Origin of the sequence: Cutibacterium granulosum (assembly GCF_900186975.1) — a bacterium.
Classification (GTDB): domain Bacteria; phylum Actinomycetota; class Actinomycetes; order Propionibacteriales; family Propionibacteriaceae; genus Cutibacterium; species Cutibacterium granulosum.
Genome location: NZ_LT906441.1, coordinates 1751234 through 1778060, shown reverse-complemented (window position 1 = coordinate 1778060; position 26827 = coordinate 1751234). Strand labels below are relative to the sequence as shown.

General features: G+C 64.1%; 21 protein-coding genes, 2 rRNA genes and 1 pseudogene. 23 read left to right on the top strand and 1 reads right to left on the bottom strand.

All coding sequences use genetic code 11. The features are described from left to right. The 17 genes and pseudogenes from CKV91_RS07570 (at position 1) to CKV91_RS07490 (ending at position 18867) form a co-directional block, all read left to right on the top strand. Positions 1-3074: ribosomal RNA gene (locus CKV91_RS07570) — 23S ribosomal RNA — on the top strand. 145 nt (positions 3075-3219) lie between these two features. Next, a 5S ribosomal RNA gene (rrf, locus tag CKV91_RS07565) occupies positions 3220-3336 on the top strand. Between the two features lie 156 nt (positions 3337-3492). Beyond that, entirely contained in the window at positions 3493-4572 is a 1080-nt protein-coding gene (locus tag CKV91_RS07560; protein ID WP_411791899.1) for a hypothetical protein, read from the top strand. Continuing rightward, positions 4565-5560 (top strand): HAD-IIA family hydrolase, encoded by a 996-nt coding sequence (locus CKV91_RS07555; RefSeq protein ID WP_065860613.1) that lies wholly within the window; start codon positions 4565-4567, stop codon positions 5558-5560. The genes CKV91_RS07560 and CKV91_RS07555 overlap by 8 nt, the downstream gene beginning before the upstream one ends. Positions 5561-5917: 357 nt before the next feature. Beyond that, positions 5918-6484, top strand: a pseudogene (locus CKV91_RS07550) (biotin transporter BioY); the annotation flags it as partial. 205 nt (positions 6485-6689) lie between these two features. After that, positions 6690-7403, top strand: a complete 714-nt coding sequence (locus tag CKV91_RS07545; protein ID WP_065860615.1) for an energy-coupling factor ABC transporter ATP-binding protein — start codon at positions 6690-6692, stop codon at positions 7401-7403. Positions 7404-7468: 65 nt separating this feature from the next. Continuing rightward, positions 7469-8086, top strand: a complete 618-nt coding sequence (locus CKV91_RS07540; protein ID WP_065860676.1) for an energy-coupling factor transporter transmembrane component T — start codon at positions 7469-7471, stop codon at positions 8084-8086. 139 nt (positions 8087-8225) lie between these two features. Then, on the top strand, positions 8226-8951 hold the full coding sequence (locus tag CKV91_RS07535; protein ID WP_021103528.1) for a TlyA family RNA methyltransferase: 726 nt from the start codon (positions 8226-8228) through the stop codon (positions 8949-8951). Between the two features lie 154 nt (positions 8952-9105). Continuing rightward, positions 9106-10074, top strand: coding sequence for an NAD kinase (locus tag CKV91_RS07530; RefSeq protein WP_051167175.1), 969 nt, complete (start codon positions 9106-9108; stop codon positions 10072-10074). Continuing rightward, positions 10071-11780 carry a DNA repair protein RecN gene (recN, locus tag CKV91_RS07525; RefSeq protein WP_065860677.1) on the top strand — a complete coding sequence of 570 codons (1710 nt, stop codon included), beginning with the start codon at positions 10071-10073 and terminating at the stop codon, positions 11778-11780. Before CKV91_RS07530 ends, recN begins: the two co-directional genes overlap by 4 nt. Positions 11781-11900: 120 nt before the next feature. Next, a complete protein-coding gene (locus tag CKV91_RS07520; RefSeq protein WP_095141012.1) occupies positions 11901-13655 on the top strand; it encodes a CTP synthase in 1755 nt (584 codons plus the stop codon). Then, entirely contained in the window at positions 13652-14287 is a 636-nt protein-coding gene (locus CKV91_RS07515; RefSeq protein ID WP_065860616.1) for an NUDIX domain-containing protein, read from the top strand. Before CKV91_RS07520 ends, CKV91_RS07515 begins: the two co-directional genes overlap by 4 nt. 257 nt (positions 14288-14544) lie before the next feature. Further along, on the top strand, positions 14545-15471 hold the full coding sequence (gene xerD, locus CKV91_RS07510; RefSeq protein WP_065860678.1) for a site-specific tyrosine recombinase XerD: 927 nt from the start codon (positions 14545-14547) through the stop codon (positions 15469-15471). Between the two features lie 116 nt (positions 15472-15587). Beyond that, on the top strand, positions 15588-16508 hold the full coding sequence (locus CKV91_RS07505; protein ID WP_023035185.1) for a ParA family protein: 921 nt from the start codon (positions 15588-15590) through the stop codon (positions 16506-16508). Next, the gene (locus CKV91_RS10110; RefSeq protein ID WP_065860617.1) at positions 16490-16993 is read left to right on the top strand and encodes a hypothetical protein; all 504 of its coding nucleotides are present in this window, start codon (positions 16490-16492) and stop codon (positions 16991-16993) included. Before CKV91_RS07505 ends, CKV91_RS10110 begins: the two co-directional genes overlap by 19 nt. A gap of 59 nt (positions 16994-17052) precedes the next feature. Next, positions 17053-17796: a pseudouridine synthase gene (locus CKV91_RS07495; protein WP_065860618.1), complete on the top strand. Its 744-nt coding sequence runs from the start codon at positions 17053-17055 to the stop codon at positions 17794-17796. Positions 17797-17865: 69 nt separating this feature from the next. Continuing rightward, positions 17866-18867, top strand: coding sequence for an FKBP-type peptidyl-prolyl cis-trans isomerase (locus tag CKV91_RS07490; protein ID WP_231933716.1), 1002 nt, complete (start codon positions 17866-17868; stop codon positions 18865-18867). Positions 18868-19035: 168 nt separating this feature from the next. Here CKV91_RS07490 and gluQRS read toward each other — a convergent pair whose 3' ends face one another. After that, entirely contained in the window at positions 19036-20163 is a 1128-nt protein-coding gene (gene gluQRS, locus CKV91_RS07485; RefSeq protein WP_065860619.1) for a tRNA glutamyl-Q(34) synthetase GluQRS, read from the bottom strand. Between the two features lie 138 nt (positions 20164-20301). On the opposite strand from gluQRS, the gene CKV91_RS07480 reads away from it, so the two are divergent. From CKV91_RS07480 to CKV91_RS07455, 6 genes are all read left to right on the top strand, one after another. Then, entirely contained in the window at positions 20302-21399 is a 1098-nt protein-coding gene (locus tag CKV91_RS07480; protein WP_065860620.1) for a helix-turn-helix transcriptional regulator, read from the top strand. Beyond that, complete coding sequence (locus CKV91_RS07475; protein ID WP_065860621.1) at positions 21383-22330, top strand: helix-turn-helix transcriptional regulator; 948 nt, start codon at positions 21383-21385, stop codon at positions 22328-22330. Before CKV91_RS07480 ends, CKV91_RS07475 begins: the two co-directional genes overlap by 17 nt. 28 nt (positions 22331-22358) lie before the next feature. Then, positions 22359-22541, top strand: coding sequence for a hypothetical protein (locus CKV91_RS07470; protein WP_021106159.1), 183 nt, complete (start codon positions 22359-22361; stop codon positions 22539-22541). Between the two features lie 189 nt (positions 22542-22730). Further along, a complete protein-coding gene (locus CKV91_RS07465; protein WP_021103513.1) occupies positions 22731-22967 on the top strand; it encodes a twin-arginine translocase TatA/TatE family subunit in 237 nt (78 codons plus the stop codon). Positions 22968-22993: 26 nt separating this feature from the next. Beyond that, complete coding sequence (gene tatC / locus CKV91_RS07460; RefSeq protein ID WP_021103512.1) at positions 22994-23848, top strand: twin-arginine translocase subunit TatC; 855 nt, start codon at positions 22994-22996, stop codon at positions 23846-23848. Positions 23849-23904: 56 nt separating this feature from the next. Continuing rightward, positions 23905-26739, top strand: coding sequence for a DEAD/DEAH box helicase (locus CKV91_RS07455; protein ID WP_065860622.1), 2835 nt, complete (start codon positions 23905-23907; stop codon positions 26737-26739). Positions 26740-26827 lie beyond the last annotated feature (88 nt).

Here is a 26827-nt window from a genome sequence, read left to right as displayed (position 1 = left end):
TGACAAGCTACTAAGTGCGATCGGTGGATGCCTTGGCACCAAGAGCCGATGAAGGACGTTGTAACCTGCGATAAGCCCTGGGGAGTTGGTAAACGAGCTGTGATCCGGGGATGTCCGAATGGGGAAACCTTGAATGTCCGGAGTCATGTCCGGTGACCCTGCCCTGAATGTATAGGGGTGTGGGAGGTAACGCGGGGAAGTGAAACATCTCAGTACCCGTAGGAAGAGAAAACAATTGTGATTCCGTGAGTAGTGGCGAGCGAAAGCGGATGTGGCCAAACCGTGTGTGTGTTCAAGCCGGCAGGTGTTGCATGTGCGGGGTTGTGGGGGCCTGTGTGATCCTGCTGCCGTGGGATCGGCTTGCATGTGGTGTGAAGTTGAATCGTCTGGGAAGGCGGACCGTAGTGGGTGAGAGTCCCGTAGACGTGAGTGTCATGTGTGGTTTCAGGTTGCCCCAAGTAGCGCGGTACTCGTGGAATGTCGCGTGAATCTGGCGGGACCACCCGTTAAGCCTAAATACTTCTTGGTGACCGATAGTGTATCAGTACCGTGAGGGAATGGTGAAAAGTACCCCGGGAGGGGAGTGAAATAGTACCTGAAACCGGTCGCATACAAGCCGTCGGAGCCTTGCGGGGTGACGGCGTGCCTATTGAAAAATGAGCCTGCGAGTTAGTGGTGTGTGGCGAGGTTAACCTGTGTGGGGTAGTCGTAGCGAAAGCGAGTCCGATAAGGGCGTCAGTCGCATGCTCTAGACCCGAAGCGGTGTGATCTATCCATGGCCAGGATGAAGCGTCGGTAAGACGTCGTGGAGGTCCGAACCCACTTCAGTTGAAAATGGAGGGGATGAGCTGTGGATAGGGGTGAAAGGCCAATCAAACACCGTGATAGCTGGTTCTCCCCGAAATGCATTTAGGTGCAGCGTTGTGTGGTTCGTGTCGGAGGTAGAGCACTGGATGGTCTAGGGGGCCTATCAGCTTACCGAAACCAGCCAAACTCCGAATGCCGGCACGTGGAGCGCAGCAGTGAGACGGCGGGGGATAAGCTTCGTCGTCGAGAGGGAAACAGCCCAGATCATCAGCTAAGGCCCCTAAGTGATAGCTAAGTGGAAAAGGATGTGGAGTTGCGTAGACAACCAGGAGGTTGGCTTGGAAGCAGCCATCCTTGAAAGAGTGCGTAATAGCTCACTGGTCAAGTGATTCCGCGCCGACAATGTAGCGGGGCTCAAGTTATCCGCCGAAGCTGTGGCAACTTTTTTTGAGTTGGGTAGGGGAGCGTCGTGTTCGTGGTGAAGCAGCCTGGTGATGGGTTGTGGAGTGGATGCGAGTGAGAATGCAGGCATGAGTAGCGAATGACGGGTGGGAAACCCGTCCGCCGAATATCCAAGGGTTCCAGGGTCAAGTTAATCTGCCCTGGGTGAGTCGGGACCTAAGGCGAGGCCGACAGGCGTAGTCGATGGACGACCAGTTGATATTCTGGTACCGGTGTAGCACCGTCCGTGTCGAGGTGTGTGATGCTAAGCGTGCGAGTGTCCTGGTGATCCCTTCGGGGTGATCTTGTGGCGTGAGTGTGTGAACCGATCATGTAGTAGACAAGCTGCGGAGGGACACAGTGAGGTAGCTCGTCCCCGGCGATGGTTGTCCGGGGCTAAATGTGTGGACTGTCTGGTAGGTAAATCCGCCAGACATTGAGTTGAGGCATGATGGCGAGCCATGTTTGTGTGGTGAGCGAGTGATCCTGTGCTGTCGAGAAAAGCTTCGTGAGCGAGGTGTGAGCCGCCCGTACCCTAAACCGACACTGGTGGATTGGTAGAGTATACCGAGGCGATCGAGAGAATCATGGTGAAGGAACTCGGCAAAATGCCCCCGTAACTTTGGAAGAAGGGGGACCTGAGCTGTTGCCGCCACGTGCTGGTGGTTGCGGTGAGGGGCGCAGAGAATTGGGGGAAGCGACTGTTTACCAAAAACACAGGTCCGTGCGAAGTCGTAAGACGATGTATACGGACTGACTCCTGCCCGGTGCTGGAAGGTTAAGGGGAACTGTTAGCTTTGGCGACGCGGTGAACTTAAGCCCCAGTAAACGGCGGTGGTAACTATAACCATCCTAAGGTAGCGAAATTCCTTGTCGGGTAAGTTCCGACCTGCACGAATGGAGTAACGACTTCCCTACTGTCTCCACCATGAACTCGGTGAAATTGCATTACGAGTAAAGATGCTCGTTACGCGCAGCAGGACGGAAAGACCCCGGGACCTTCACTATAGTTTGGTATTGGTGATCGGTTCGACTTGTGTAGGATAGGTGGGAGACTGTGAAGCTGTCACGCTAGTGGTGGTGGAGTCGTTGGTGAAATACCACTCTGGTCGTTCTGGTTATCTAACGTTGGGCCATGATCTGGTTCACGGACAGTGCCTGATGGGTAGTTTGACTGGGGCGGTCGCCTCCTAAAAGGTAACGGAGGCGCCCAAAGGTTCCCTCATCCTGGTTGGTAATCAGGTGTCGAGTGTAAGTGCACAAGGGAGCTTGACTGTGAGACAGACATGTCGAGCAGGGACGAAAGTCGGGACTAGTGATCTGACGGTGGCTTGTGGAAGTGCCGTCACTCAACGGATAAAAGGTACCCCGGGGATAACAGGCTGATCTTGCCCGAGCGCTCACAGCGACGGCATGGTTTGGCACCTCGATGTCGGCTCGTCGCATCCTGGGGCTGGAGTCGGTCCCAAGGGTTGGGCTGTTCGCCCATTAAAGCGGCACGCGAGCTGGGTTCAGAACGTCGTGAGACAGTTCGGTCCCTATCCGCTGCGCGCGTAGGAATCTTGAGAAGAGCTGTCCTTAGTACGAGAGGACCGGGACGGACTGACCTCTGGTGTGCCAGTTGTACTGCCAAGTGCATGGCTGGTTGGCTACGTCGGGTTGTGATAACCGCTGAAAGCATCTAAGCGGGAAGCACGCTTCGAGATGAGGGTTCCCGCAGATGAATCTGGTAAGACTTCCGGTAGACGACCGGGTTGATAGGCTGGATGTGGAAGCACTGCAAGGTGTGGAGCTGACCAGTACTAATAAGTCGAGGGCTTGTTACACAACAACTTCTTGCTGATCAAAACAGTTTTTCTGTGTGTTCGTATCCACTATGTGGCTCCCTTCCACCACCCGAGACGGTGGTGTGGAAGACACCTGACTTGGTTGGGTGTGTGGCATGTTCAGGGTTGTGTGCCCTGTGGATGTTTCGGTGGTTATAGCGTAAGGGAAACACCCGGTCCCATTCCGAACCCGGTCGTTAAGCCTTACCACGCTGATGGTACTGCCAGAGGGATCTGGTGGGAGAGTAGGACACTGCCGGACTTTATATATTGTTTGTGGTTCTCAGCTTGTATGGCTGAGAACCACAAACGCATGTACAGACATTCTCACCGTGATTGTTCCTCGGGCCGTGTCCTGGACGACGTGCCCGGGAGGGTGTCAGTGGTGTCGTGCGTCCCAATGCGAGAAGATAGGGCTATGTCAGATTCTTCCTCTCCCCAGTCCGACGGTAGGCGCAACGACCGGGGTCGTCCCAGTCGTCATGGTGGCTCGCCCCATCGGGGTGGTTCATCTGCTGGTCGTCCGCAGGGCGGTTCGCGAGGACGTGGCCGTACACATGACGATCGTCGTGACGCCGAGACTCGCCCCGGCCGTCGTTCTGGTGGACGTCCTGACCGAGGCCAGTACAACGATCGTCGGCGCCAGGATGGCCCGCGTCGTGATGACCGTCGCAAGGGCGTCGATCGTCAGCCCAACTCACAACGTCACTCGCGTCTGGACAACGAGGTTGAGGAAGAACCGCTGCACCCAGGCCTGCAACCGCGTGACGACGAGCCCATGGCTCCCCTCGACTTTGATGAGAAGGCCCTGCCCGCCTCGGTGAAGGCCGAGCTTCGTGGCGTGCCCTCCGACACCGCGCACATCATTGCCGGGCATCTCGTTGCGGCATCGGAGCTCATCGACGAGAATCCCGAACTCGCCAATGCACACGCCCAGGCTGCCCGTCGCCGGGCTGCCAGGTTGCCGGTGCTACGTGAAGTTGCTGCCGACACCGCCTATGCTGCGGGTGACTATGCGTCTGCCCTCAATGACTACCGTGCCTTGCGTCGTATGACCGGCAATGACAACTATGTGCCTGTCATGGCCGACTGTGAGCGTGCGCTGGGGCGTCCCCTGGCCGCCCTCAAACTCATCGAGACCGGCGAGAAGGCCTCCCTGTCCGGCAGCCAGCAGGTTGAACTGGTACTCGTCAAGGCTGGTGCCCGCGAAGACCTTGGTCAACATGCCGAGGCGCGGCGTCTGTTGAGAGAGGCAATCACCACGACGACTGGTCCCACCGAGGCCGTTGCTCGCCTGCACTATGCATTTGCCGAGATGCTGCTTGCCGACGGCGATGAGAAGATGGCACGGCGCTGGTTTGCCAGTGCCGAGTCCCATGACCCGGGCAGGCTGCTGGACGCGCAGGACCGGGTGGACGTCATCGACGGGTTGGATCCGGCACCAGAGGATGAGGTTGTCCTCACCGAGATCGAGGACGATGGCAAGGCCGATGACTGAAGCACTCATTGATTCCCATGACGCCGCGCTCTTCGACCTGGACGGCGTGGTGTATCTCGGATCCGAGGTCGTGCCGGCGGTACCTGCCACGATGTCCCGGCTGCGTGCGCGTGGCGTGGGCGTGGGTTTCGTGACGAACAACGCCGCTCGGGCCACCACCGTGGTCGCCGATCAGCTCACCGACATGGGCATTCCCGCGGCACCCTCGGACGTCGTCTCCTCCGCAGAGGCCGTGACGGCCCTGGTCGCCACCGAGCTGGGGCAGGGGACCCGGGTCCTCATCGCCGCTACCTCCAATGTCGACGATCTGGCCCGACAACGCGGTCTCGTCCCGGTACACAGCGCTGATGAGCATCCGCAGGCTGTCATCCAGGGCTATGACCCGGACATCGAGTGGTCACGGTTGGAGGAGGCGGCCTTTGCCGTCCAGGCCGGTGCGCACTGGTACGCGTCCAATCCCGACATGACTCGCCCCACCGATCGCGGGCTGGTCCCGGGGCTCGGGGCGCAACTTGCCGTCGTGGGTGCTTGCGTCGATCGGGAACCGACGATGGCCGGCAAGCCGGCTCGCCCCCTGCTGGAAGCCACATGCACTCGGCTGGGGTGCCATCGACCGATCTTCGTCGGGGACCGGTTGGACACCGACATCCTTGGCGCCCGCAATGCCGGCATCACGTCGCTGTTCGTCCTCACCGGGGCCCATGGGGTGCACGACCTCATGGATGCCGATCCTGATCGTCGCCCCGACCACATCGGTGCCGATCTCGGTGCGCTCCTCGAGCCACCCCAGCGAGTTGTCGTCGACGGCGACGCGGCACGGTGCGATGGGCAGCTCGTACGCCAGATCGATGGCGATCTCGAGGTCGACCTGACCAACCATGACATGGCAGCCCAGCTCTGCGGGGTGCGGGCCCTGCTGGAGCTCGTGTGGACGGATAGGGTGCCCGTGAACCACGACGCTCTGTCGGTGTTCGACCTGCTGCACTGAATCGAGTCGCGCCGGATCGATTCGCGTTGGGTCAAGCTGGGTCGACCCGCGGTGGGTTGATTTGCACCGGGCCAATCTGAGTTGAACCGATCCGCGCCGGGTCAATGTGCACTGAATCGATCTGCGCCGGATCAATCCGCACTGGGCCAGTCGCGCTGGTTCATCCCCGTGCCCGTGGCGCATCGCGTTGATCGCAGCGCAGCTGGACGTGTCCGAGCTTGGTGGCCCGTCCTGAACGGTGTTCAAGATGAAGCTATGATACTGGGTGCGCCGCGTGGCGGTGCTGACTGGCACGTCTGATCGAGAACTGAGTCGGATCGGACGTGCGTCATCGCAACGTTTTCTAGGAGATTGATCGTGGCAGCATCCCGCCGCTTCCAGGCAACGGATCTGGCTCTCATCGCGGTTTTCGCAGCCCTCATCGCCGTCCTTGCCATCATCCCGCCGTTGTTCGCGATCGGGGCCGTGCCGTTCGCGATCCAGATGATTGCCGTCATGCTCGCTCCACTCGTGCTGGGCGGTGTGCGCGGCGGCAGTGCCAATGCGCTGTACCTCATCGTCGGGGCTCTCGGCCTGCCCGTCTTCGCCGGGCAGTCCAGCGGACCCGGCGTCCTCTTCGGACCCACTGGCGGATACATCTGGGGATTCGTCCTCGGCGGATTCGTCTCCGGTGCCGTGGCCACCCAGATGCTGTCCCGTCGTCCTCGCAAGGCCATGCTGCCGGTCCACCTGTACCTCGTCGCCATCGTCGACCTGCTCGTCATCTACCTGTGCGGCGTGCTGGGCCTGGTGGGATTCGCCAAGATGGGATTCGGTGCCGCCCTGGCCGCCAACGGCCCGCTGCTGCTCATCGACCTCATCAAGGCCCTCATCGCCGTGGCCATCGCCGTCGCCGTCCTCACCGCCTTCCCACGGCTGCTTCCTGCTGCTCGCACCGCCAACGACGTGCCCGCCGGCACCACGACGCAGCCCAACGCCAGCACCTCCCAGGCTCGTGACAGTTCCGACTCCGCCGGCACCGCAGCCCCCAGACACGCCGCCCAAACCGACACCACCGGTGGTCGGCCTGGCGAGGACCCCAGCGCGACGGTTGCGGGGACGGCTACCGAGCCGACGACGAAGTGATCGCGTGATCGAGTTCCACGATCTCAGCCTGAGCGTTGACGAGTACGACGTCGAGGGCAACCATCGCACCACCACCATCCTACGCGACGTCGACGTCACCCTGCCCGAGCGCCGCATCGCCGTGGTCGGCCCCAACGGTGCCGGAAAGTCGACCCTGCTCAAACTCGTCAACGGCCTGGCCGAACCCACCAGCGGCACCGTCCTCGTCAACGGAATAGAGCCGAAGGCCAACCCGGGACTGGCCCGGCGACAGGCGGGTTACGTCTTCACCAACCCCATGGCCCAACTGGTGATGTCCACTCCGGTGGCCGACGTGGAGTTGTCATTGCGCAGCAGCATCAAGGATCGCAGGGCTCGTCATCGTCGAGCCCTGGAACTGCTCGACAGGCAGGGACTCTCCGACATCGCAGGGCGCTCCGTCCACGACCTGTCAGGTGGGGAGCGCCAACTCGTCTCCCTGGCCAGCGTGCTTGCCGTCGAACCAGACATCATCCTGGCCGATGAACCGACGACCCTGCTGGACCTGCGCAATCGGGAGATGCTGCGCATCGCCTTCGAGCGCCTCGACCAGCAGATCCTGTGCTGCACCCACGATCTGGAACTGGCGGCCAGCTTCGACCGGGCCCTGGCCGTCGAGGGTGGGCAGATCGTCGACGACGGGGAGCCCGCAGCCGTCATCGCCGGGTACCGACGCAGAATGGTGGGGCGGCTGCAGTGAATCGACTGGGACACGGTGGGGACTATCTGGGCAGCTATCGACCCGGCAACAGTGCGGCCCACCGGATGCCGTTGTGGGCGAAATACCTCGTCGTCCTCCTGGTGGGCGTCGTGCCATTCATCTGGCGACGGTGGTGGCTGTCCATTGGCTGCGCCATGCTGGCCGTCGTCATCATCCTCGTCGTGGCCAGACTGCCGTCCCGGGCGGCCCTGCGACTGGGCCCTGCCCTGTGGGCCATGAATGCCCTCATCCTCGTCTACCACGTCTTCCTCACCACATGGCAGAACGGTGTGGCCTATGTGGGGGCCATCATGGCAGCCATCTACACCGCCAGAATGCTCACCTGCACCACCGATCCCGGACGGATCATGGATGCCACGGCGGCAGTGGCCAGACCATTTCGTCTTCTCGGTGCCAAACCCGAGAAATTTGCCCTCACCATGGCGATCATGTGGACGACGATTCCCTACCTTCTCTCCTCCTTCGTCACCGTGAAGGACGCTGCACGAGCCCGTGGGTTGGAGAAACAGACCTGGCGATTCCTCATCCCGTTCGTCGTCGGTGCCGTCGGGCACGCCCTGGAACTGGGCGAGGCACTGCAGGCGCGCGGACTCGGGGAGGACGAGCAGGAGCGTGTCCCACGCGCTCGTACCGAGGCCACAGCCGAGGCGGTGTCGGAATGACGCTCACATGTGTGGCGCCTGACACGAGTGATGCTCCTGCGAAGATTTCGGCGGGGATCACCTCGGTGCCCCGACACCGAATGAACCAGTCCCTGTGCCGAGATGGTGCACCATGTCGCATGGTCCCCGTGGTGCGCCGATGACTCGGCTGGACGTGGAACTGGTGTCGCGCGGCCTGGTGCGCTCACGCACCCTTGCTGCCCGACTCATCAAGGAGGGCAAGGTCCGGGTGGGGGGATCCGTCGTCACCAAGCCGTCGACCCCGGTGGACGCACACACCCCCCTCATGGCCGAGCAGGAGCCGTGGGTCTCCCGAGGGGCGTACAAACTCCTGGGTGGTCTTGACGATCTGGACGTCAGGGTGCCGCCTCTGGTGCTCGATGCCGGGGCGTCGACCGGGGGATTCACCCAGGTGGTTCTCGACCGGGGCGCCGAGCGCGTCTTCGCCATCGACGTGGGACACGGCCAGATGGCTCCCCAACTCGCCGAGGACCCCCGTGTCGTCATGCGGGAGGGGTTGAACCTGCGGGATCTCACCCTCGATGACCTCGACGGGCAGCCGGTCGATCTCGTCGTGGGGGACGTGTCGTTCATCTCACTCACCATGCTTCTGGAGCCACTGAGCGCAGCAACCCATGATGCGTCGCAGATGCTGCTGCTCGTCAAGCCGCAGTTCGAGGTGGGCAGGAAGGACCTTGGTGCCCGTGGGGTCGTCACCGATCCCATGCTGCAGGCCAGAGCCGTGGACACGGTCGTCTCGCAGGCATCGGCGCTCGGCTGGACCCTCATGGGCACGGCCCCCAGCAGGATCACGGGTCAGGACGGCAATCGCGAATTCTTCGTCCACGTCGTGCGCAGTACGTGAACCTGCAGCTGCTGACACGGGACCTGGGGTTGCCACATGGAACCCGGCGCTGCCGACATGATGGAGAATTCGTTGCAAACCCCACCTTTCGACATGGTGCCTTGCTCGGACGACGATCTGTCGCACGATTACCACGGCCGCTAGAGTTGACGTCGTGAGTGAAGCAGCATCCCAGAGAGTTCCCGGACCAGATGCGCCTGCCGACTCGCCCCGAGTCGTCGCGGTGATATCACATCCCATTCGGGAGGATGCCTTTGACGCTGCCGGGGAGTTCATCGCCGGTATCGCCGAGCAGGGTGTGTCCAGCGTGGTACTTGCCGACCAACGCGACGCTCTGCAGCAGAAGGTCCCCGGGGTGCCGCTGACGACGATCGATCCCAGCGAGGTGAACCCACGCGAGAGCCGTATCGAGGTCGTCGTCGTGTTCGGGGGCGATGGCACCATCCTGCGTGCTGCCGAATGGGCTCTTCCTCGTCGGGTCCCCATGCTGGGGGTCAACCTTGGGCATGTCGGGTTCTTGGCGGAGCTGGAGCGCTCCGACATGAACTCCCTGGTGCGCCAGGTCATTGACCGTGCCTACACCGTCGAGGACCGCCTGGTGCTCGAGGTCACCCTCACCGACGCCGCTGGTGAGGAACACTGGAGATCCTTTGCTGCCAATGAGCTGAGCGTGGAGAAGGCGTCGCGGCGCCGTATGCTCGACCTCATCGCCTCCATCGACGGCCTGGCCGTGCAGCGGTGGAACTGCGACGGAATCCTGGTGTCCACTCCCACCGGATCCACGGCCTACGCCTTCTCCGCCGGGGGACCGGTGATGTGGCCGGACGTCGACGCCATCCTCATGGTGCCGGTGGCCGCCCACGCGCTTTTTGCCCGCCCCTTGGTCACCTCCCCACGTGCTCGACTGGACATCGACATCCAACCTGACGGTGCCGATTCCGGGATCATGTGGTGCGACGGACGGCGCAGCTGTCAGGTGCGTCCCGGTGACCGGATCACCGTGGTGCGCCATGAGGCGAACCTGCGCATCGCGCGACTCTCCGAGCAGCCGTTCACCTCGCGGCTGGTGAAGAAGTTCGCCCTGCCGGTCGTGGGATGGCGACAGGGGCAGGCCACGTCATGATCACCACACTCACCATCCGCAATCTCGGAGTCATCGAGGACGCCTCCCTGGAACTCGCCGGGTCACTCACCGCCGTCACCGGTGAGACCGGTGCCGGAAAGACGATGGTCGTGAGCTCCTTGGGGCTGCTGCTCGGGCAGAAGGCCGACCCCGGTCTGGTGCGCCACGGCACGGATCGTGCTGTCGTGGAGGCCGTCATGTCCTGTGACGAGCAGATGGCACGACACGTCACCGAGGTCGGCGGGGATTGCGAGGATGGTGAGGTCATCTGCAACCGTCAGGTGCTGTCGTCGCGGCGCTCCCGGGCCGTACTGGGTGGAGCACGGGTGACGGCCGGCCAACTCGGTTCGCTGACCTCCCAGACCATCACCATCCATGGCCAGTCCGAGCAGATCCGACTCACCGATCCTGCCCACCAGCTCCTCATGCTCGACCGAGCTGGAGGAGAGGAGATGGCCGCGGCGCTGCATGACCACCACGAGCTGTGGTCGCGATACACCGACGTGGCGGCTCGGCTGCACGAGGCCACCACTGGACGAGACGAGAAGGATCTGCAGATCGAGGTGCTCCGCCGCCGCCTCGACGAGTTCGACAAGGTCGATCCGCACCCCGGTGAGGACGACGAGCTCCTCGCCACCTCACGGCACATGCAGGTGGCCCAGACCCTGCGTGAATCGCTGCAGCAGGCCGACCAGTTCCTCAACGGAGCGCAGGGCGAGGCAGAGCTGCAACCGGGCGCCCTGGCCCTGGTGAGCCAGGCAGCTGCCCAACTCGCCGCGATGGGGGACGAGGACCCACGTGCCGCCGGACTGGCCCAGCGAGCCCAGGGCATCGAGGTCGACCTCACCGATCTGGCTGCCGACGTCGCACGACTGGCCGCCGAGTCCGACACCGGGCCCGGTGAACTCGACGAGGTCATGGCACGGCTCAGCGCCATCCAACGTCTGCTGCGCTCCCGGGCGACGACACTGGACGATCTGCTGAGAACCACCCAGCAGGATCGGGAGAATCTCGACCACCTCGTCGGCGGTGATGACGACGTCGACGAGCTGACCGCACAGGTGCAGCAGCTCAAGGGCCAACTCGCTGCCTCGGCCTCCCGGCTGAGTGCGATCCGGCACCGCACCGCAGCTCGACTGCACCACGACCTCACCCCGGAGCTGGCAGCTCTGGCGATGCCATCGGCCCGGGTGGAGTTCCAGCTCGACGAAGCACCGATGGGCCCCACCGGCACCGATGCCGTCACCATCATGCTGGCTGCGAACTCGGGGGCTGCCCCGGCATCGCTGTCCAAGGCCGCTTCCGGTGGTGAGCTGTCCCGGGTCCGATTGGCCCTGGAGGTCGTCCTGGCCGGGAGCGAGAGTGGGAGAACCCTGGTCTTCGACGAGATCGACTCCGGCGTCGGCGGCAGCGTCGGCATCGAGATCGGACGCCGACTGGCAGCCCTGGCCACCCGCCACCAGGTCATCGTCGTCACCCACCTGGCGCAGGTGGCTGCCTTCGCCGACACCCATCTGGTCGTCACCAAGGCCGATGACGGGCGTATCACCCGATCTGGGGTGCGTGAGGTCGGCGAGGCGGATCGGGAACGGGAACTTGCCCGGATGATGAGTGGCATGTCCGGTTCGCAGACCGCCGTCGACCATGCTCGCGAGCTGCTGGACCTTGCCCGGGGCGGCCAACCATCACGAGACAGTGGGCTGTGAGGCAGCAGTGGTGTGGGATCGAGACGACACGGTGACGTGTCGGGTGGCGTCCTGGTGACGCAGGTGCGGTAATCGTCCCGAGCTGACTCATCGGGGGTCGATCAGATAGGCTGGAATTCCGTGGGCAACGAAAATCATCGCAGCAGGCACGTGTTCGTCACTGGAGGAGTCGTCTCCTCACTCGGCAAGGGGCTGACGGCGTCATCCCTGGGTTCCCTTCTCAAGGCTCGTGGGCTCAAGGTCACGATGCAGAAGTTGGACCCCTATCTCAACGTCGATCCGGGCACGATGAATCCGTTCCAGCACGGTGAGGTGTTCGTCACCGAGGACGGTGCCGAGACCGACCTGGACATCGGCCACTACGAACGGTTCCTCAACGAGAACCTCTCCGGTGAGGCGAACGTCACCACAGGCAAGGTGTACTCGGCCGTCATCGCCAAGGAACGGCGCGGCGACTACCTGGGCGACACCGTGCAGGTCATCCCGCACATCACCAACGAGATCAAGGCGCGAATGCTCGCCATGGACGAGGGCAACCCCGATGTCGTCATCCACGAGATCGGCGGCACCGTGGGCGACATCGAGTCCCTGCCCTTCCTGGAGGCTGCTCGTCAGGTGCGTCAGGAGATCGGACGAGAGAACGTCTTCTTCCTGCACGTCTCACTGGTGCCCTACATCAAGCCGTCCGGGGAGATGAAGACCAAGCCGACCCAGCACTCGGTCGCCGCCCTGCGTCAGGTCGGCATCCAACCCGATGCCATCGTCTGCCGTTCGGAACGCCCACTGGTCAAGGGCATCAAGAACAAGATCGCCCTCATGTGTGACGTCGACACCCCGGCCGTGGTCTCGTGCCCGGATGCCCCCTCGATCTACCTCATTCCCAAGGTCCTGCACCGTGAGGGGCTGGACGCCTACGTCGTCCAGAAACTCAACCTGTTCTTCCGTGACGTCGACTGGACCACCTGGGACGACCTGCTCGAACGGGTGAAGAAGCCCACCAGCGAGGTGACGATCGCCCTGGTCGGCAAGTACATCGACCTGCCCGACGCCTACCTCTCGGTGACCGAGGCGCTGCGTGCCGGTGGATACGCCAACCGCGTCAAGGTCAACGTCAAGTGGGTTGCCTCCGACTCCTGCGCCACCCCGCAGGGGGCGGCCCAGTACCTGGGTGACGTGGACGGCATCTGTGTGCCCGGCGGGTTCGGTATCCGCGGTGTGGAGGGCAAGATCGGAGCCATTCGTTACGCCCGTCAGAAGCGGATCCCCTTCCTGGGGTTGTGCCTCGGACTGCAGTGTGCAGTCATCGAGGCGGCCCAGGACTTGGCGGGGATCGAGGGAGCTGCTTCCAGCGAGTTCGATCCGGGCTGCGCCGATCCCGTCATCGCGACGATGGCGGAGCAGGTCGACGTCGTCGAGGGCAAGGGTGATCTCGGGGGAACGATGCGGCTGGGGTCCTACTCGGCCAAACTCGACAAGGACTCCCTGGTGGCCAGTCTGTACGGCACGACGACCGTGACGGAGCGACACCGCCATCGTTACGAGGTCAACAACGCCTACCGGGACCGTCTCGAGGCTGCCGGGCTGCACATCAGCGGTACCTCTCCCGACGGCTCCCTGGTGGAGTTCGTCGAGTTGGAGCGCAGCAGTCACCCGTTCTTCGTGGCCACCCAGGCCCACCCGGAGCTCAAGAGCCGTCCGACCCATGCCCATCCGTTGTTCCGTGGACTCGCTGCTGCTGCAGTACGGCGGGCCAAGGGAGAGGATCGTGAGGTCCCGCTACCCAGCAGGCACACCTCCAAGGCCGAGAAGTCCCGGTCCGACCGTTTCACGGCGGAGGCATCCGCGTCTGCGAGCAGGAAGGACGACTCCAAGTGAGTCGCTGGGACGCTGCCGAGACCTGGCAGGTGGATGAGCACGAGGTGCTGGCCACCGGACGGGTGTGTGATTTCGTCAATGACACCATCACCACCCCGGCCAGGGAGCGGATCCAGCGTCAGTACACCACCCACCCCAGTGCCGTGGGCATCATCGCCCTCGACGAGCACGACCGGGTTGCAGTGGTGCGTCAGTACCGCCACCCGGTGCGCATGATCTTGGTGGAACCACCTGCTGGTCTGCTCGACGTCTGCGGGGAGGACTACCTGGCTGCTGCCCAACGAGAACTCGCCGAGGAGGCGATGCTCGCGGCCGTGGACTGGCAGGTACTCCTCGACATCGTCACCACTCCCGGGGGATGTCAGGAGGCGTTGCGCATCTATCTGGCCAGGGACCTGAGCCCGGCCCCACGCCCGGACGGGTTCGTCCCGGAGGGGGAGGAGCGTCTCATGACGGCCGACTGGGAACCCCTGGACGACCTGGTGGCAGCGATACAGGCCGGGCAGTGTCAGTCACCCACCCTGGTCACCGGTGTGCTGGCGACGGCTCTGGCCAAGGCGCAGGGCAGGCTGGACGATCTGCGTCCGGCGCACAGTCCGTGGCCGGTGATGGATCGGCGGCGAGCCCGCTGAACTCCCCACAGCCTCACTCCACCGCTCAGCTCCGGACGACGTCGACACCGTCCCCCCCGCCAGCCGGGGATGCCACGGCGATGGGGCACACGCACACCACGGACGGCTCAGGCCCCACGAATGGCCCAGACTTCACGGGCGGAGACCCCACGGACAGTTCAGACTCCACGGGCAGGCCAGCTGCGGTGTCTGGCCCCAGCTCGCTGCCCGGATCCGTTCCAGCTGCTGGAGGCAGATCTGCTGATGGTCACCGTCCCATCGACGACCAGGTGAGTGACTACCTGCAGCACCTGGTCGTGGAACGTGGCCTGTCCGACAACACCGTCGTGGCCTATCGTCGTGACCTGGCCAAGTATGCCCAGTTCCTGGCCGATCGTGGCGTGGACGATCTGGCCGGAACCACCAGCCCGGACGTCGCCGAGTTCGCCCGTGACCTTGCCGAGCGGGGACTCGCCCCCTCGTCGGTGACGCGTACCGTCGTGGCTGTGCGCAATCTGCACAAATTCGCCCTCGTCCAGGGATGGGTGAGCGACGACGTCGCCAAGACCGTCGCCCCGGCAAGCCCGGCGAAGCGGCTTCCCAAGGCGCTCAGCATCGCGGAGGTGGAGGCCCTGCTCGCCTCCTGCGACACCTCCACCGTTGAGGGGCTGCGGGATCGGGCATTGCTCGAGTTGCTCTACGGCACCGGCGCACGGATCAGCGAGGTCTGTCAGCTCGATGTCGACGATCTGCGCGGGGTACGTGCCGACCCCAGCTCTGGACTTCGATTGATCGGCAAGGGCAACAAGGAGCGAGTCGTTCCGTTGGGCCACTATGCGTTGGAGGCCGTGGAGGCCTGGTTGGTGCGTGGGCGTCCCGCCTGGGCGGATCGCGGCGCCGCCACCCCGGCACTCCTGCTCAATTCCCGCGGCTCGCGGCTGTCACGGCAGAGTTCGTGGGCCATCATGCAGCGTGCGGCGCGATCGGCTGGTGTCACGACGCACATGTCGGCCCACAGTTTGCGGCACTCCTATGCCACGCACCTACTCGACGGAGGCGCGGACGTACGCGTCGTCCAAGAGTTGCTGGGGCACGCCTCGGTGACGACGACCCAGATCTACACGATGGTGACGGCAGAGCATCTGCGTGAGGTCTATCGCAGCTCGCATCCCCGGGCGGTGTCACGCCCGCCCACCGAGAACTGACGGGTGGAGCGCCGTGTCCACCGAATCGAGGGGCCGGCAGGCGTCGATTTTTTCGGGAACATACTAGGGTTGGACATTGACCGGTGAGTACCGGCTCGTCGTCCAAGGAGGTCAAGGTGTCCGAACCGTCACCGGAACCGCTGATTCGCGTGCCCGGGCCTGGGCAACAGGCCATCGAAGCGGCTGAGAACTCGATCGGCCCCACGGGTAGGCCATTACCAGACCTCCCCGACCCTGCTCCGGTGCCCGATGGCCCCCAACACGCCATGGTCATCTCGATGTGCAACCAGAAAGGTGGCGTCGGCAAGACGACGACGACCATCAATCTCGGCGCGGCCTTGGCCGAGTACGGCCGCAGGGTGCTGCTCGTCGACTTCGACCCGCAGGGATCACTCTCGGTGGGTCTGGGCGTCAATCCGCACACCCTCGATGAATCCATCTACACCCTGCTCATGTCTCGGCAGGGAGATCCGCACGATGTCATCACCGACACCGTCATCGAGGGCATGGACCTACTTCCGGCCAACATCGACCTGTCGGCGGCGGAGGTGCAGCTCGTCAGTGAGGTGGCCCGTGAGCAGACCCTCAAGAGGGTCATTGATCGGGTGCGTGATGAGTATGACGTCATTCTCATCGACTGTGCACCGTCCCTGGGGCTGCTGACGATCAATGCCCTCACTGCCTCCGACTGGGTCATCATGCCCTTGGAGTGTGAGTTCTTCGCTCTGCGTGGTATCGCCCTGCTCACCGACACCATCGAGAAGGTGCAGGATCGTCTCAATCCCGATCTCAAGATCCTCGGTATTCTTGGCACGATGTTCGACTCGCGTACCCTGCACGCCCGTGAGGTCATGGAGCGCGTCGTCCAGGCTTTTGGTGATGTCGTCTTCCATACCGTCATCAAGCGCACCATCAAATTCCCCGAGACGACGGTGGCTGGCGAGCCCATCACCACCTATGCCCCCAAGTCGCCGGCGGCCGATGCCTATCGTGATCTCGCCAAGGAGGTGCTGACACGGTGTCAAACCGCCGCGTGAGCCTCCCAGGTGCCTCGGAACTCTTCCGGTCCACGGCCAAGCACAATTCCTTCGGTGACACCGACAAGGCACATGATGGCCTTGACGATGTCGAGCAGCGCACATCCTCGGATCCAGATGCCTCGGCACGGTCCGGCAATGGCACACGGCAGGGGCATGGCGGTCGGCAGACCGCTGCTGCGGATGCCTCGGCGGACGCACAAGGATCCACCGAGGATTCTCGTGCTGCCACCACGAACAGCTCGGCCACGAGGGGCACGACCGGATCCCGCCGGGGTAGCGGACGGGTACGTCATGATGAGAAGATCACCGTCTACGTCAGTACCGAGGAACTCCTGGCACTGGAGAATGCACGTCTGCAGCTGCGTGCCCAAGGGGTGGCAGCCGATCGAGGACGCATCGTACGGGAAGCCATCGCCATCGCCCTGGCCGACCTCGACCTTCGCGGCACCGAGTCCGCACTGGTCACCCGTCTGGACCAATGAGACGTGAAGAACCCAGCTGTGGGGACAGTGGGCCGGTGAGCCCGACTATTGGAGGAACGATGAGCGACAAGCCCGAGGAAGGAATCCGTCTGCAGAAGGTCCTGGCCCAGGCCGGGCTGGCCTCGCGACGGGCCGCAGAGGAGATGATCGCCGGTGGTCGAGTGGAGGTCAACGGCGAACTGGTCATCGAGCAGGGTCGCCGTGTCGACCCCGAGCACGACGAGATCCGAGTGGACGGGTCACGTATTCCCACGGCACGCCGGCACGTCTACTACGTGCTCAACAAGCCGCGTGGCGTCATCTCGACGATGGACGATCCGGAGGGCCGCCCAGATCTCTCCGACCTGGAGGGGGTGCCGCACGGTATCCGACTCTTCCACGTCGGCCGGTTGGACACCGAGACCTCTGGGCTCATCCTGCTCACCAATGACGGAGAGTTCGCCAACCGCATGACACATCCGTCCTACGAGGTGCTCAAGACCTACCTCGCCGATGTGGAAGGGCGTGTTGACCACAAGGTCATCAACCGGTTGAGCAAGGGAATCACCTTGGAGGACGGCCCGGTGCACCCGGACTCGGTGAAGCTGGTGCAGGCGATGGACGAGCACTCGTTGGTCCAGGTGACACTGCACGAGGGACGCAACCGCATCGTGCGTCGCATGATGGACTCGGTGGCCCACCCGGTGCGCCGACTGTCGCGCACCTCGATCGGTCCGGTGCATCTGGGCAAGCTCGGGGGGGGCGACATGCGCCCCCTCACCCGTGAGGAACTTGGCAAGCTCTACGACATCGTCGGGCTGTGATGAAGACCCAGTGGGCGAACAGATGGTCTGTGCGCCCGTACATGAGTGACAGGAAATGTGATGAGTGACATGAAACGTCGACCCGCGCGCCGGTTCGTCCAGGCGACGACCCTCCTGGCAGTGGCTGCCATGGGGTTGACGGCCTGCGGTTCGAAGGACTCCGATGCCGGATCCTCACCCTCTGCGACCCCGAGTGCCACGGCTGCCTCGTCGGCATCCAGCAAGCCTGCCAAGGCCATCAAGAGCCTGGACGAGCTCAAGGTCGACGCCAAGCAGGGCAAGGAGTCCACGGTCACCGGGGCCTGGCCACTCAAGATCGACAAGACCCAGTCCACCGTGCTCAAGAAGGGATCGGGAGCCGAGGTCAAGGCCGACAGCACCGTCACCCTCGACTACGTCGGTGTCGACGCTCGGGACGGCAAGGTCTTCGACTCCTCCTACAAGCGTGGTCAGGCGGTCACCTTCCCGCTGCAGCAGGTCGTCCCCGGATTCCGCAAGGGGCTTGCCGGGCACCGTGTGGGTGATCAGGTACTCGTCATGATGCCCGGTTCCGATGGTTACGACGCCAGCGGCGGCAACCCCGAGGCCGGCATCCAGAAGGGTGACTCGCTGATCTTCGTCGTCGAGATCAAGGAGCTCACCCCCACCGAGGCCACCGGTGAGAAGGTCGATCCCCCTGCTGGTCTGCCCACCGTCAGCATGGCCAAGGACGGCCCCAAGGTGAACATCGGCAAGGCGTCCAAGCCGTCCAAACTTGTCACCCAGCCGCTCATCAAGGGCAAGGGCAACAAGATCACCGCAAACGACGTCGTCACGGTGAAGTACCGTTCATGGGCTTGGTCCACCGGCAAGGTCGTCGATGACGGCTATGACGATCCCGGCATTCAGGGCATGCTCCAGCAGACCATTCCAGCGTGGCAGGAGGGTCTGGCCGGTCAGACGGCTGGATCACGACTGCTCATCATCGCCCCGCCGAACAAGGCCTATCCCGAGGGCAGTCCCGACAAGAAGGTCAAGAAGGGCGAGACGATGATCTACGTCATTGACGTGCTCCGGGCCGAGAAGGGGTGACTCCTGGGGCGTCGTGTGTTTCCCCTGCGTCCCAGCTGGACTCACTCGTGCCCCAGCTCGACCCATTCGGGTGTCATCCGGGCAACATCATCTGGTGACTTCCCATCGGGCACCTTTCGAGGGTGGACGTTCCTGGTGGCGGTGGTGGCTGGCCGTCTCGGTGATGGCTCACCATGTGGGTGCCGTCCAGTCACTCCACCAGCCCAGCCTGCTCGACGACTCCGAATCACGGTACGGCCCCGCGTCCACCGGACGTGGGGCTTTCCCCTGTGGTGGGGCGTGGCGTGACGCCGCCGGTTGCGGGGTGGCGGCAGGCGCGTCCGAATGCCGCGACGAGCTCGGATCGTCCCAGGTACCCGGCGTCCCCGATGGATCAGGGGCCGTCGGGGGAGGAGTGAGGGCTGCCGTCACGTCAGGATCGGCGAGTAACTCATGTGGATCATCCACTGCCGGAAGCCCCAGGGACTCACACAACGCGGCCCGCACCCGAGGAAGCTCCACCCCGCGGGCCGCCAGTTCGGCCAACCCTCCGGCGTGCGCCGATTTGGACAACCGTTCGCCGTCTGGAGCATGCACCAGGCCGCAATGGGCGTAGCGCACCTCGGGAAGACCGAGCAGGTGCCCCAGATGGCTCTGCCGCCCAGCAGAGGGCCACAGGTCACGGGCCCGCACCACCTGATCGACTCCCTGCACACCATCATCGACGACGACAGCCAGGTTGTAGGCGTAAACCCCGTCATTGCGACGCAGGACGACGTCGTCCACCTGGCCCAGACAGGTGCCACGGGCTTGGTCGGTGACCTGCCAACCGGAGACCTCGGAGGCCAACCGAGTGGCAGCAGGGCGCATTCTCGCGCGGCTCTGGCGATCTGAGTGGCTCAAGGTGCGGCACGTTCCCGGGTAGGGGCGCCAGCTCTGGACGCCATTGGGGGCCTGGGCGGCTGCTGCGATCTCCCTGCGAGTGCAGAAACACGGGTAGGTGGACAGCTGCGCGAGGGCGTCTGAATAGATGTCCAGCCGCTCCGATTGACGCATCACCGGGCCGTCCCAGTCAAGGCCCAGGGCCTCCAGATCGCGCAACTGTTGATCGGCGATCCCATCGGCAGCAGCGACCCGTTGCTGGTCCAGGTCCTCCACCCGCACGACGAATCGTCGATCACTGCACCGCGCCAGCAACCACGCTGCCAAGGCGGTGCGGAGATTGCCGATGTGCAGTGCAGAGGTGGGCGAGGGGGCGAACCGGCCGGCAGGACGCCCGCCGGTGGTGGCATTGCTGAATGGGTGTGGGCAGGACACGGATGGATTGTAGATCGACTCGAGTCACCCATCACGATGGACGCGAGTAGGCTCATCCCCGTCTGACCGTGTGCACCAGCCATCGAGATCGAGGAATCGATGTCTGCGGCACTGCACAGGATTTCGTGGACTGGGGTGATGATGTCGAAACGGCACGAACGAATGGTGAGCCTCGTCACCGCCCTGCTCACCACTGATCGTCCACTGCTGCGCAGCGAGTTGCGCGACCACATCGAGCTCTACCATGACCTCTCCGACGATGCTTTTCGGCGCACCTTCGAACGGGACAAGAGATCACTGCGCGAACTCGGCATTCCCATTGACGTCGTCGACATGCCCGGCATCGGCCCCAACAAGATGGGGTATCGCATCGTTCGTCAGAACTACGAGCTGAAGCCAGTACATCTCACCACCGACGAGACGGACGTGTTGGCCATGGCCAGCACGGTGTGGCGCGACTCCGTGCTCGACGAGTCGGCTCATTCCGCCATTCGCAAGTTGCGTGCTGTTGAGGCCGAGCCGTGCAGCGATGCCGATGCGACGTCGATGCTGGCTGCAGAGGTACCGGACGTCACCATGACGGGTCCGATGGCCCTGGCCGGGCACAGCGATGGTAACGACCAGGTGCCAGTGCTCATGACCGCCACCGACCAAGGTGTTCCCGTGAGTTTCGAGTATCGCGCCGAGCGAGTACGGCACGTCGACCCCTGGCAGGTCATCCTGCAGGACGGTCACTGGTACCTGCAGGGGCGTGACATCGATGTTGACGAGGCACGCACCTTCCGGGTGTCACGGATCACCTCGCACGTGCGGCTGACAGGTCGACCCGGCACGGTCGTACGCCCGGACAGTGCCACCATGCAGCGCGAACTGGGGCCATTGGATCCCACCGACAGCGAGGACATCGAGGCGATCGTCGTCCTCACCGGAGCCGTCCAACTCGCCGGGGTGCGGATCCGAACCCTGAGCGACGACGAGATTCCACCGTCCGTCGGCACCGTGGGAGGCACTGGAAACTCTCGTGTCGTGCATGTCACCGCACCTGGTCTGCGCCAGCTGCAGACGGCAGTCCTCCAGGCCGGTGGTCGAGCAGTCGTCGTCGGACCACCGCAGGTGCGTGAACAGGTCATGGCGTGGCTGCAGGAGCTCGTCGACCAGCCCTGGCTGCAGCAGGCATCGGGGCAGGACGGCGATGGTGACGACATGGTGGAGGTGGGCAATGGCCGGTCACAGTGACCTTTCCCGACTTCTCACCGTCGTGCCGTACCTGCGCTCCCATCCCCAGGTGACGGCGACGCAGGCCGCCAAGGATCTGGGCGTGACCGAGCGCCAGCTCGAAGGCGACCTGCGCACCCTGCTCATGAGCGGTTTCACCGTTGGAGGTCTGGACGACGACCTGCACCTGGAACGTGATGGGCAGGAGCCAGCGATCATCTCGATGGGCAGTCCCGATGAGCTCGATCGCCCCATGAAGTTGTCGTCTGCGGAGGCATGGTCACTCATCGCAGCACTGCAGATCGTGCGCGACCTGGCCGACGAATCGCTGACCCGGACGGTGGATCGTGTCATCGACAAGCTTGTCGAGGCGGGCTCGGTGGACCATGACGCCGTTCGGGTGCATCCCCCGGAGATTGATGAGAAGTCCCAGTGGTACATGCAAGCCTGTGAACGGGATTGGCGCATCAAGCTCACCCATCGACGCAAATCTGCCGGAGCGCTCACCACACATGTCGTCGATCCCGTCGAGGTGCAGCTGCGGGACGGACACCTGTACCTCCACGGCTGGTCACTGACCCGCAAGGCATGGCGTACCTGGCGGCTGGATCGCATCGTCGACGCGGTGAGGATCGGTTCGGCGACCCGCCACCGACACAGTGACGATGAATGGTTCGCCACCCTGCCAGCCGATGCCGAGGTTCAGGTGATCGTCAGACCCGCTGCCCGATGGTTGGGGGAGCACTTCCCGTCCCGCCGGGTGGAGCGCGTCGAGCAGGGCTGGCAGATCACCTTTCCCGTGGCGAATGACGCGTGGTTCACCGGTCTGTTGGCGATGTTCCAGGACGAGGTGCTCGCCGTCACCCCCGCGTGTGCCGCTCACCGCCTCGCGGAACTCGCCACCCGTACCCTCGCCGCCCACCGGGTCTGCAGCGTCGATGACGAGGGGTGAGGGTCTCATGTGGATCAGGATGCTTGGTGTGGCACTCGTCGGCATGATCGTGGTGGTCCTGTGGGGAGCGTGGTACCTGTGGAGACGCTTCACCCGGATGACGGAGAGTCTGGAGCAGCTCACCGCAAGACTGGGGGAGGTGGGCGAGGTGGCCGAGCAGATCGACCTTGAGGGACTGCAGCAGAGCGTGGACGGATCGGCGTCACCGTGAGGAAGCCGGGCCTTGATCCCTGCCTCCTGGGTGAACGGCTTGTGAACAGCGCGTGAATGGGCAACCGGCATGCAGATGATGGCGCAAAGAGTGACGACGATGGTCGAGGGCACGTGGTAGCCTGAACGCCGTCCGACACTGGGGTGCAACTAGGTGGGAGCGCCCCCGGAGCTCCTGAAAGGACTGCTCATGTTTCCAGCTCTGCTGCTCGTCCCCACCGAGATATCGGTGCTCATCCTCGTCATCATCGCCCTGCTGCTCTTCGGCGGGTCGCGGTTGGCTGGCGTCGGCAAGGGAGCTGGCCGTGCCATTCGTGAGTTCAAGGAGGAGACCCAGGGACTCAACGACAAGGACAAGAAGGACGACGCTGCTGCGAAGGCGCAGGACAAGGCCGTCGAGAGCAAACCCGAGTCCACCGAGAACTGAACGGGCTCTGACTGGTGGCGCAGACGATGGGCGAGGGGACCGAACACCGGCGTCGGTTCGGCAGGTTCCGTCCGCCTGAGGCCGGCGAGGGCGGTACGATGCCGCTGCTCGACCACTTCCGTGAGTTGCGTTATCGACTCATCGTCTCCCTGCTGGCCATCGTGGTGACCACCTCGGTGGCATTCGTCTTCTACCGCCCCTTGGTGCAGGTCGTCATGTGGCCTTACCAGTTGGCCAGTCGGGCGATCGTGGCGAAGAACCCCGGGGCACAGCTGCAGGTGGTCAACACCGGTGTCGTCGCTCCCTTCCTGCTCAATCTGCGGGTGTCCATGGTGGCCGGCCTCATCGCCGCCTGTCCGATATGGCTCTACGAGATCTGGGCATTCATCGTTCCGGGTCTGCTCGCCAAGGAGAAGAAGCTGGCGTTGAGATTCGTGGGGGCGTCCGTACCCCTGTTCCTCACCGGGGCCGCCCTGGGGTACTGGGTGCTGCCCAAGGGCATCACCATGATGCTCAATTTCACACCCAGCGGCATGGGCATCACGAACCTGTTGGACATGAATGCCTTCCTGGCGCTCGAACTGCGTCTTGTGCTGCTGTTCGGGGTGTGCTTCCTGCTGCCGGTCTTCCTCGTCCTGCTCAACCTCATTCACTTGGTGAGTTCTGCCCAGCTCGCTGCTGCCCGCAAGTGGGCGATCTTCGGTTTCTTCGTCCTGGGTGCGTTCGCCAACCCGTCCGGTGATCCAGTGTCGATGATGGCCCTGGCGCTGCCGATGGCCGTCATGTACGTCATCTCGGAACTCATCTGCCGGGCCAATGAGAAACGGCGTGGCTCCGACCTCGGGATCGATCCCGAGGAGTTCAACATCAAGGTCGACTGAGAGCCCGGTGCCGTTGCGATACCGCGTGCCGGGTGACTCGTGGATATCGTGGAGCCATGGACACCTCCCCGTTGAGCCGTTTCGCGTCCACCTACTCCTTCGAGCTGGACGACTACCAGCTGCAGGGCTGCCACCACCTCGATGAGGGAGCCGGCGTGCTCGTCGCAGCTCCCACTGGTGCCGGGAAGACGGTCGTGGGGGAGTACGCGACCTTCCTGGCCTTGGAATCCGGTCTCAAGTGTTTCTACACCACCCCCATCAAGGCCCTGTCCAACCAGAAGTACCACGACCTCGTCGCTCGCTACGGCGCGGACTCGGTGGGGCTGCTCACCGGGGACGCCTCCGTCAACTCCGAGGCGCCCATCGTCGTCATGACGACCGAGGTGCTGCGCAACATGATCTACGCCGGCTCGTCGACCCTCGTCGGGCTGGGATGGGTCGTCATGGACGAGGTGCACTACCTGGCGGACCGGTTTCGCGGCCCGGTGTGGGAGGAGGTCATCCTTGGCCTGGACCCGACGGTGCGTCTGGTTGCCCTGTCGGCAACGGTGTCCAATGCCGAGGAGTTCGGCGAATGGCTCGACGAGGTGCGCGGTGACGTGCGTGTCGTCGTCTCGGAGGAACGTCCGGTGCCGCTCAGCCAGCACGTCGCCGTGCGTGGTGGTCTCATCGATCTCTTCGATCCCCAGGGTGATGACGTCAACCCGGAGCTCACTCGTCTGGCCAAGCAGGAGTCTCGCTACCATCGCGACGATGCCCGCCGACCTCGTGGCCGCTCGGGTCGGGGCCGCAGGACCGTGTCCTATGGTTCCGGCCGGTTCGGCGGAGCCTCGATGTCACGAAACCGGCGGGGTAACACGGATCGAGGACATGCAAGGAACGGAGGACAGGGCAAGGATCGCGGCAGGGGCCAGTGGGGTCGCGGGCAGGACCGCGAGCGAGCCCCGCGCAACTCACCGAGCCGTGGCCAGGTGGTTCGGGCCCTTCGTCGTTCACGGCTTCTTCCCGCCATCATCTTCATCTTCTCCCGCAAGGGCTGCGAAGCCGCTGTGCACCAGTTGGCCAATCAGGACATCGTCCTCACCAGTGAGTACGAGGCCGGACAGATCCGCCGGATCGCCGAATCCTACGGCGACTCGCTGGGCGTCGAGGAGAGACGGGCCCTGGGATGGGACGTCTTCGTGTCACATCTGGAGCGGGGGCTTGCCGCCCATCACGCCGGCCTGCTTCCGGTGCAGAAGGCCGTGGTGGAGGAGGCATTCGTCCGTGGTCTGCTCAAGGTCGTCGTCGCCACCGAGACCCTCGCCCTGGGAATCAACATGCCGGCACGAACCGTCGTCCTGGAGAAACTCGTCAAGTACAACGGCCAGACCCACGCCGACATCACCGCAGGTGAGTACACCCAGCTCACCGGCCGGGCGGGTCGACGCGGCATCGACACCCAAGGGCATGCCGTCGTCTGCTGGCAGCCCGGGATGGATCCGCGAGCCGTGGCCGGACTGGCGTCCCGACGCACCTATCCACTCCGGTCGGCATTCGAGCCCACCTACAACATGGCCGTCAACCTGGTGCACTCGATGGGCCGTGACCAGGCCGTCGATCTTCTCGTGCACTCCTTCGCCCAGTTCCAGACCGACCGTCGGATTGGTGCGCGGGCCGGGCTGAGTCGTGAGGACGAACAGGCCATCTCCGACTACCTCGCAGCAGCACACTGCGAGCTGGGTGACTTCACCGAGTACGCCGCGATGCGTGAGAAGATCTCCCAGTTGGAGGCGGAACAGGCCAGGGCACGCCGCGGTGGGGCCCGGGCCGAGATCCTCGACTCGGTGTGCGAACTCGGGGTGGGAGATGTCATCGCCGTGCCCAGCGGGCCACATGCCGGCTGGGCAGTGGTGCTGGATGCCAGACGACGTGGTGGACGAACGGCGTCGATCCGGGTGATGGCGATGGTCGAGGGGCACACGGTCGTCACCCTGGGCAATGACGACATCGACGCCCCGGTGCACCGGATGGCGGGAATCCACGTCCCCAAACACTTCCATCCCGGCAATGCGGCCGCCAGACGAGCACTGGGGCGAGACCTCGACGCGGCAACGGCCCGTCTGGAACCTCCGAGACCGGACCGACGCCACAAGGCGCGGCCAGACACCGACCTGGCCGATGAGATAGCCCGTCTGCGGGCGACGATCCGCACCCATCCGTGCCACCAGTGCCCAGATCGTGAGACCCATGCGCGATTCGCCGAACGTGCCATGCGCCTGCAACGTGCCCGGGACAAGGCCCAGGCCAAGGCGCGCAGCCGCACCACCTCCATCGCGACCCGGTTCGACCGCATCTGTCTGGTGCTGGAGGCCCTGGGGTATCTGGCCGACGACGGGCACCAGGTCACCGACCGTGGTCAGATGCTCTCGCGCATCTACTCCGAGCTGGACCTGGTGACCTGCGAGGCCATCGGGGAGGGGATCTTCGACGAACTGGACCCGGCAGATCTCGCTGCCGTGCTCTCCACCCTGGTCCACGAGTCCCGGCCGGGGGATCGAGGCCGGATGATGCGCATGCCGACCCATGAGAGCGAACGAGCCGAGAGCAGGCTTCGTGCGGTACGTGCCCGGGTGGGGCGTCTGGAACGCGATCAACGACTGGAGCCGCGCCGTGACCTGGACATCGGCTTCGCCGAGACGATCCACGCCTGGGTGTGCGGAGCCGGGCTCGACGTCGTCCTCAGCGAGGGCGGCAGTGCGGGGGACTTCGTACGGCAGGCACGTCAGGTGGCCGATCTCGCCGGGCAGATCTCCCGATCCGGGGTGGACGACGAGTTGGCCCACACCTGCCGGCAGGTGGTGGGTGCCATCCAACGTGGCGTCGTCGTCCTGGACCGTGACGAGGGCTGAGACGCTCCGTCAGCGGCAGACGTCGCCGCCGTTCACCGGTCTGGCTCGGGTGAGGCCTGGGGCATACCATCCGTGGACGTCGTCCCAC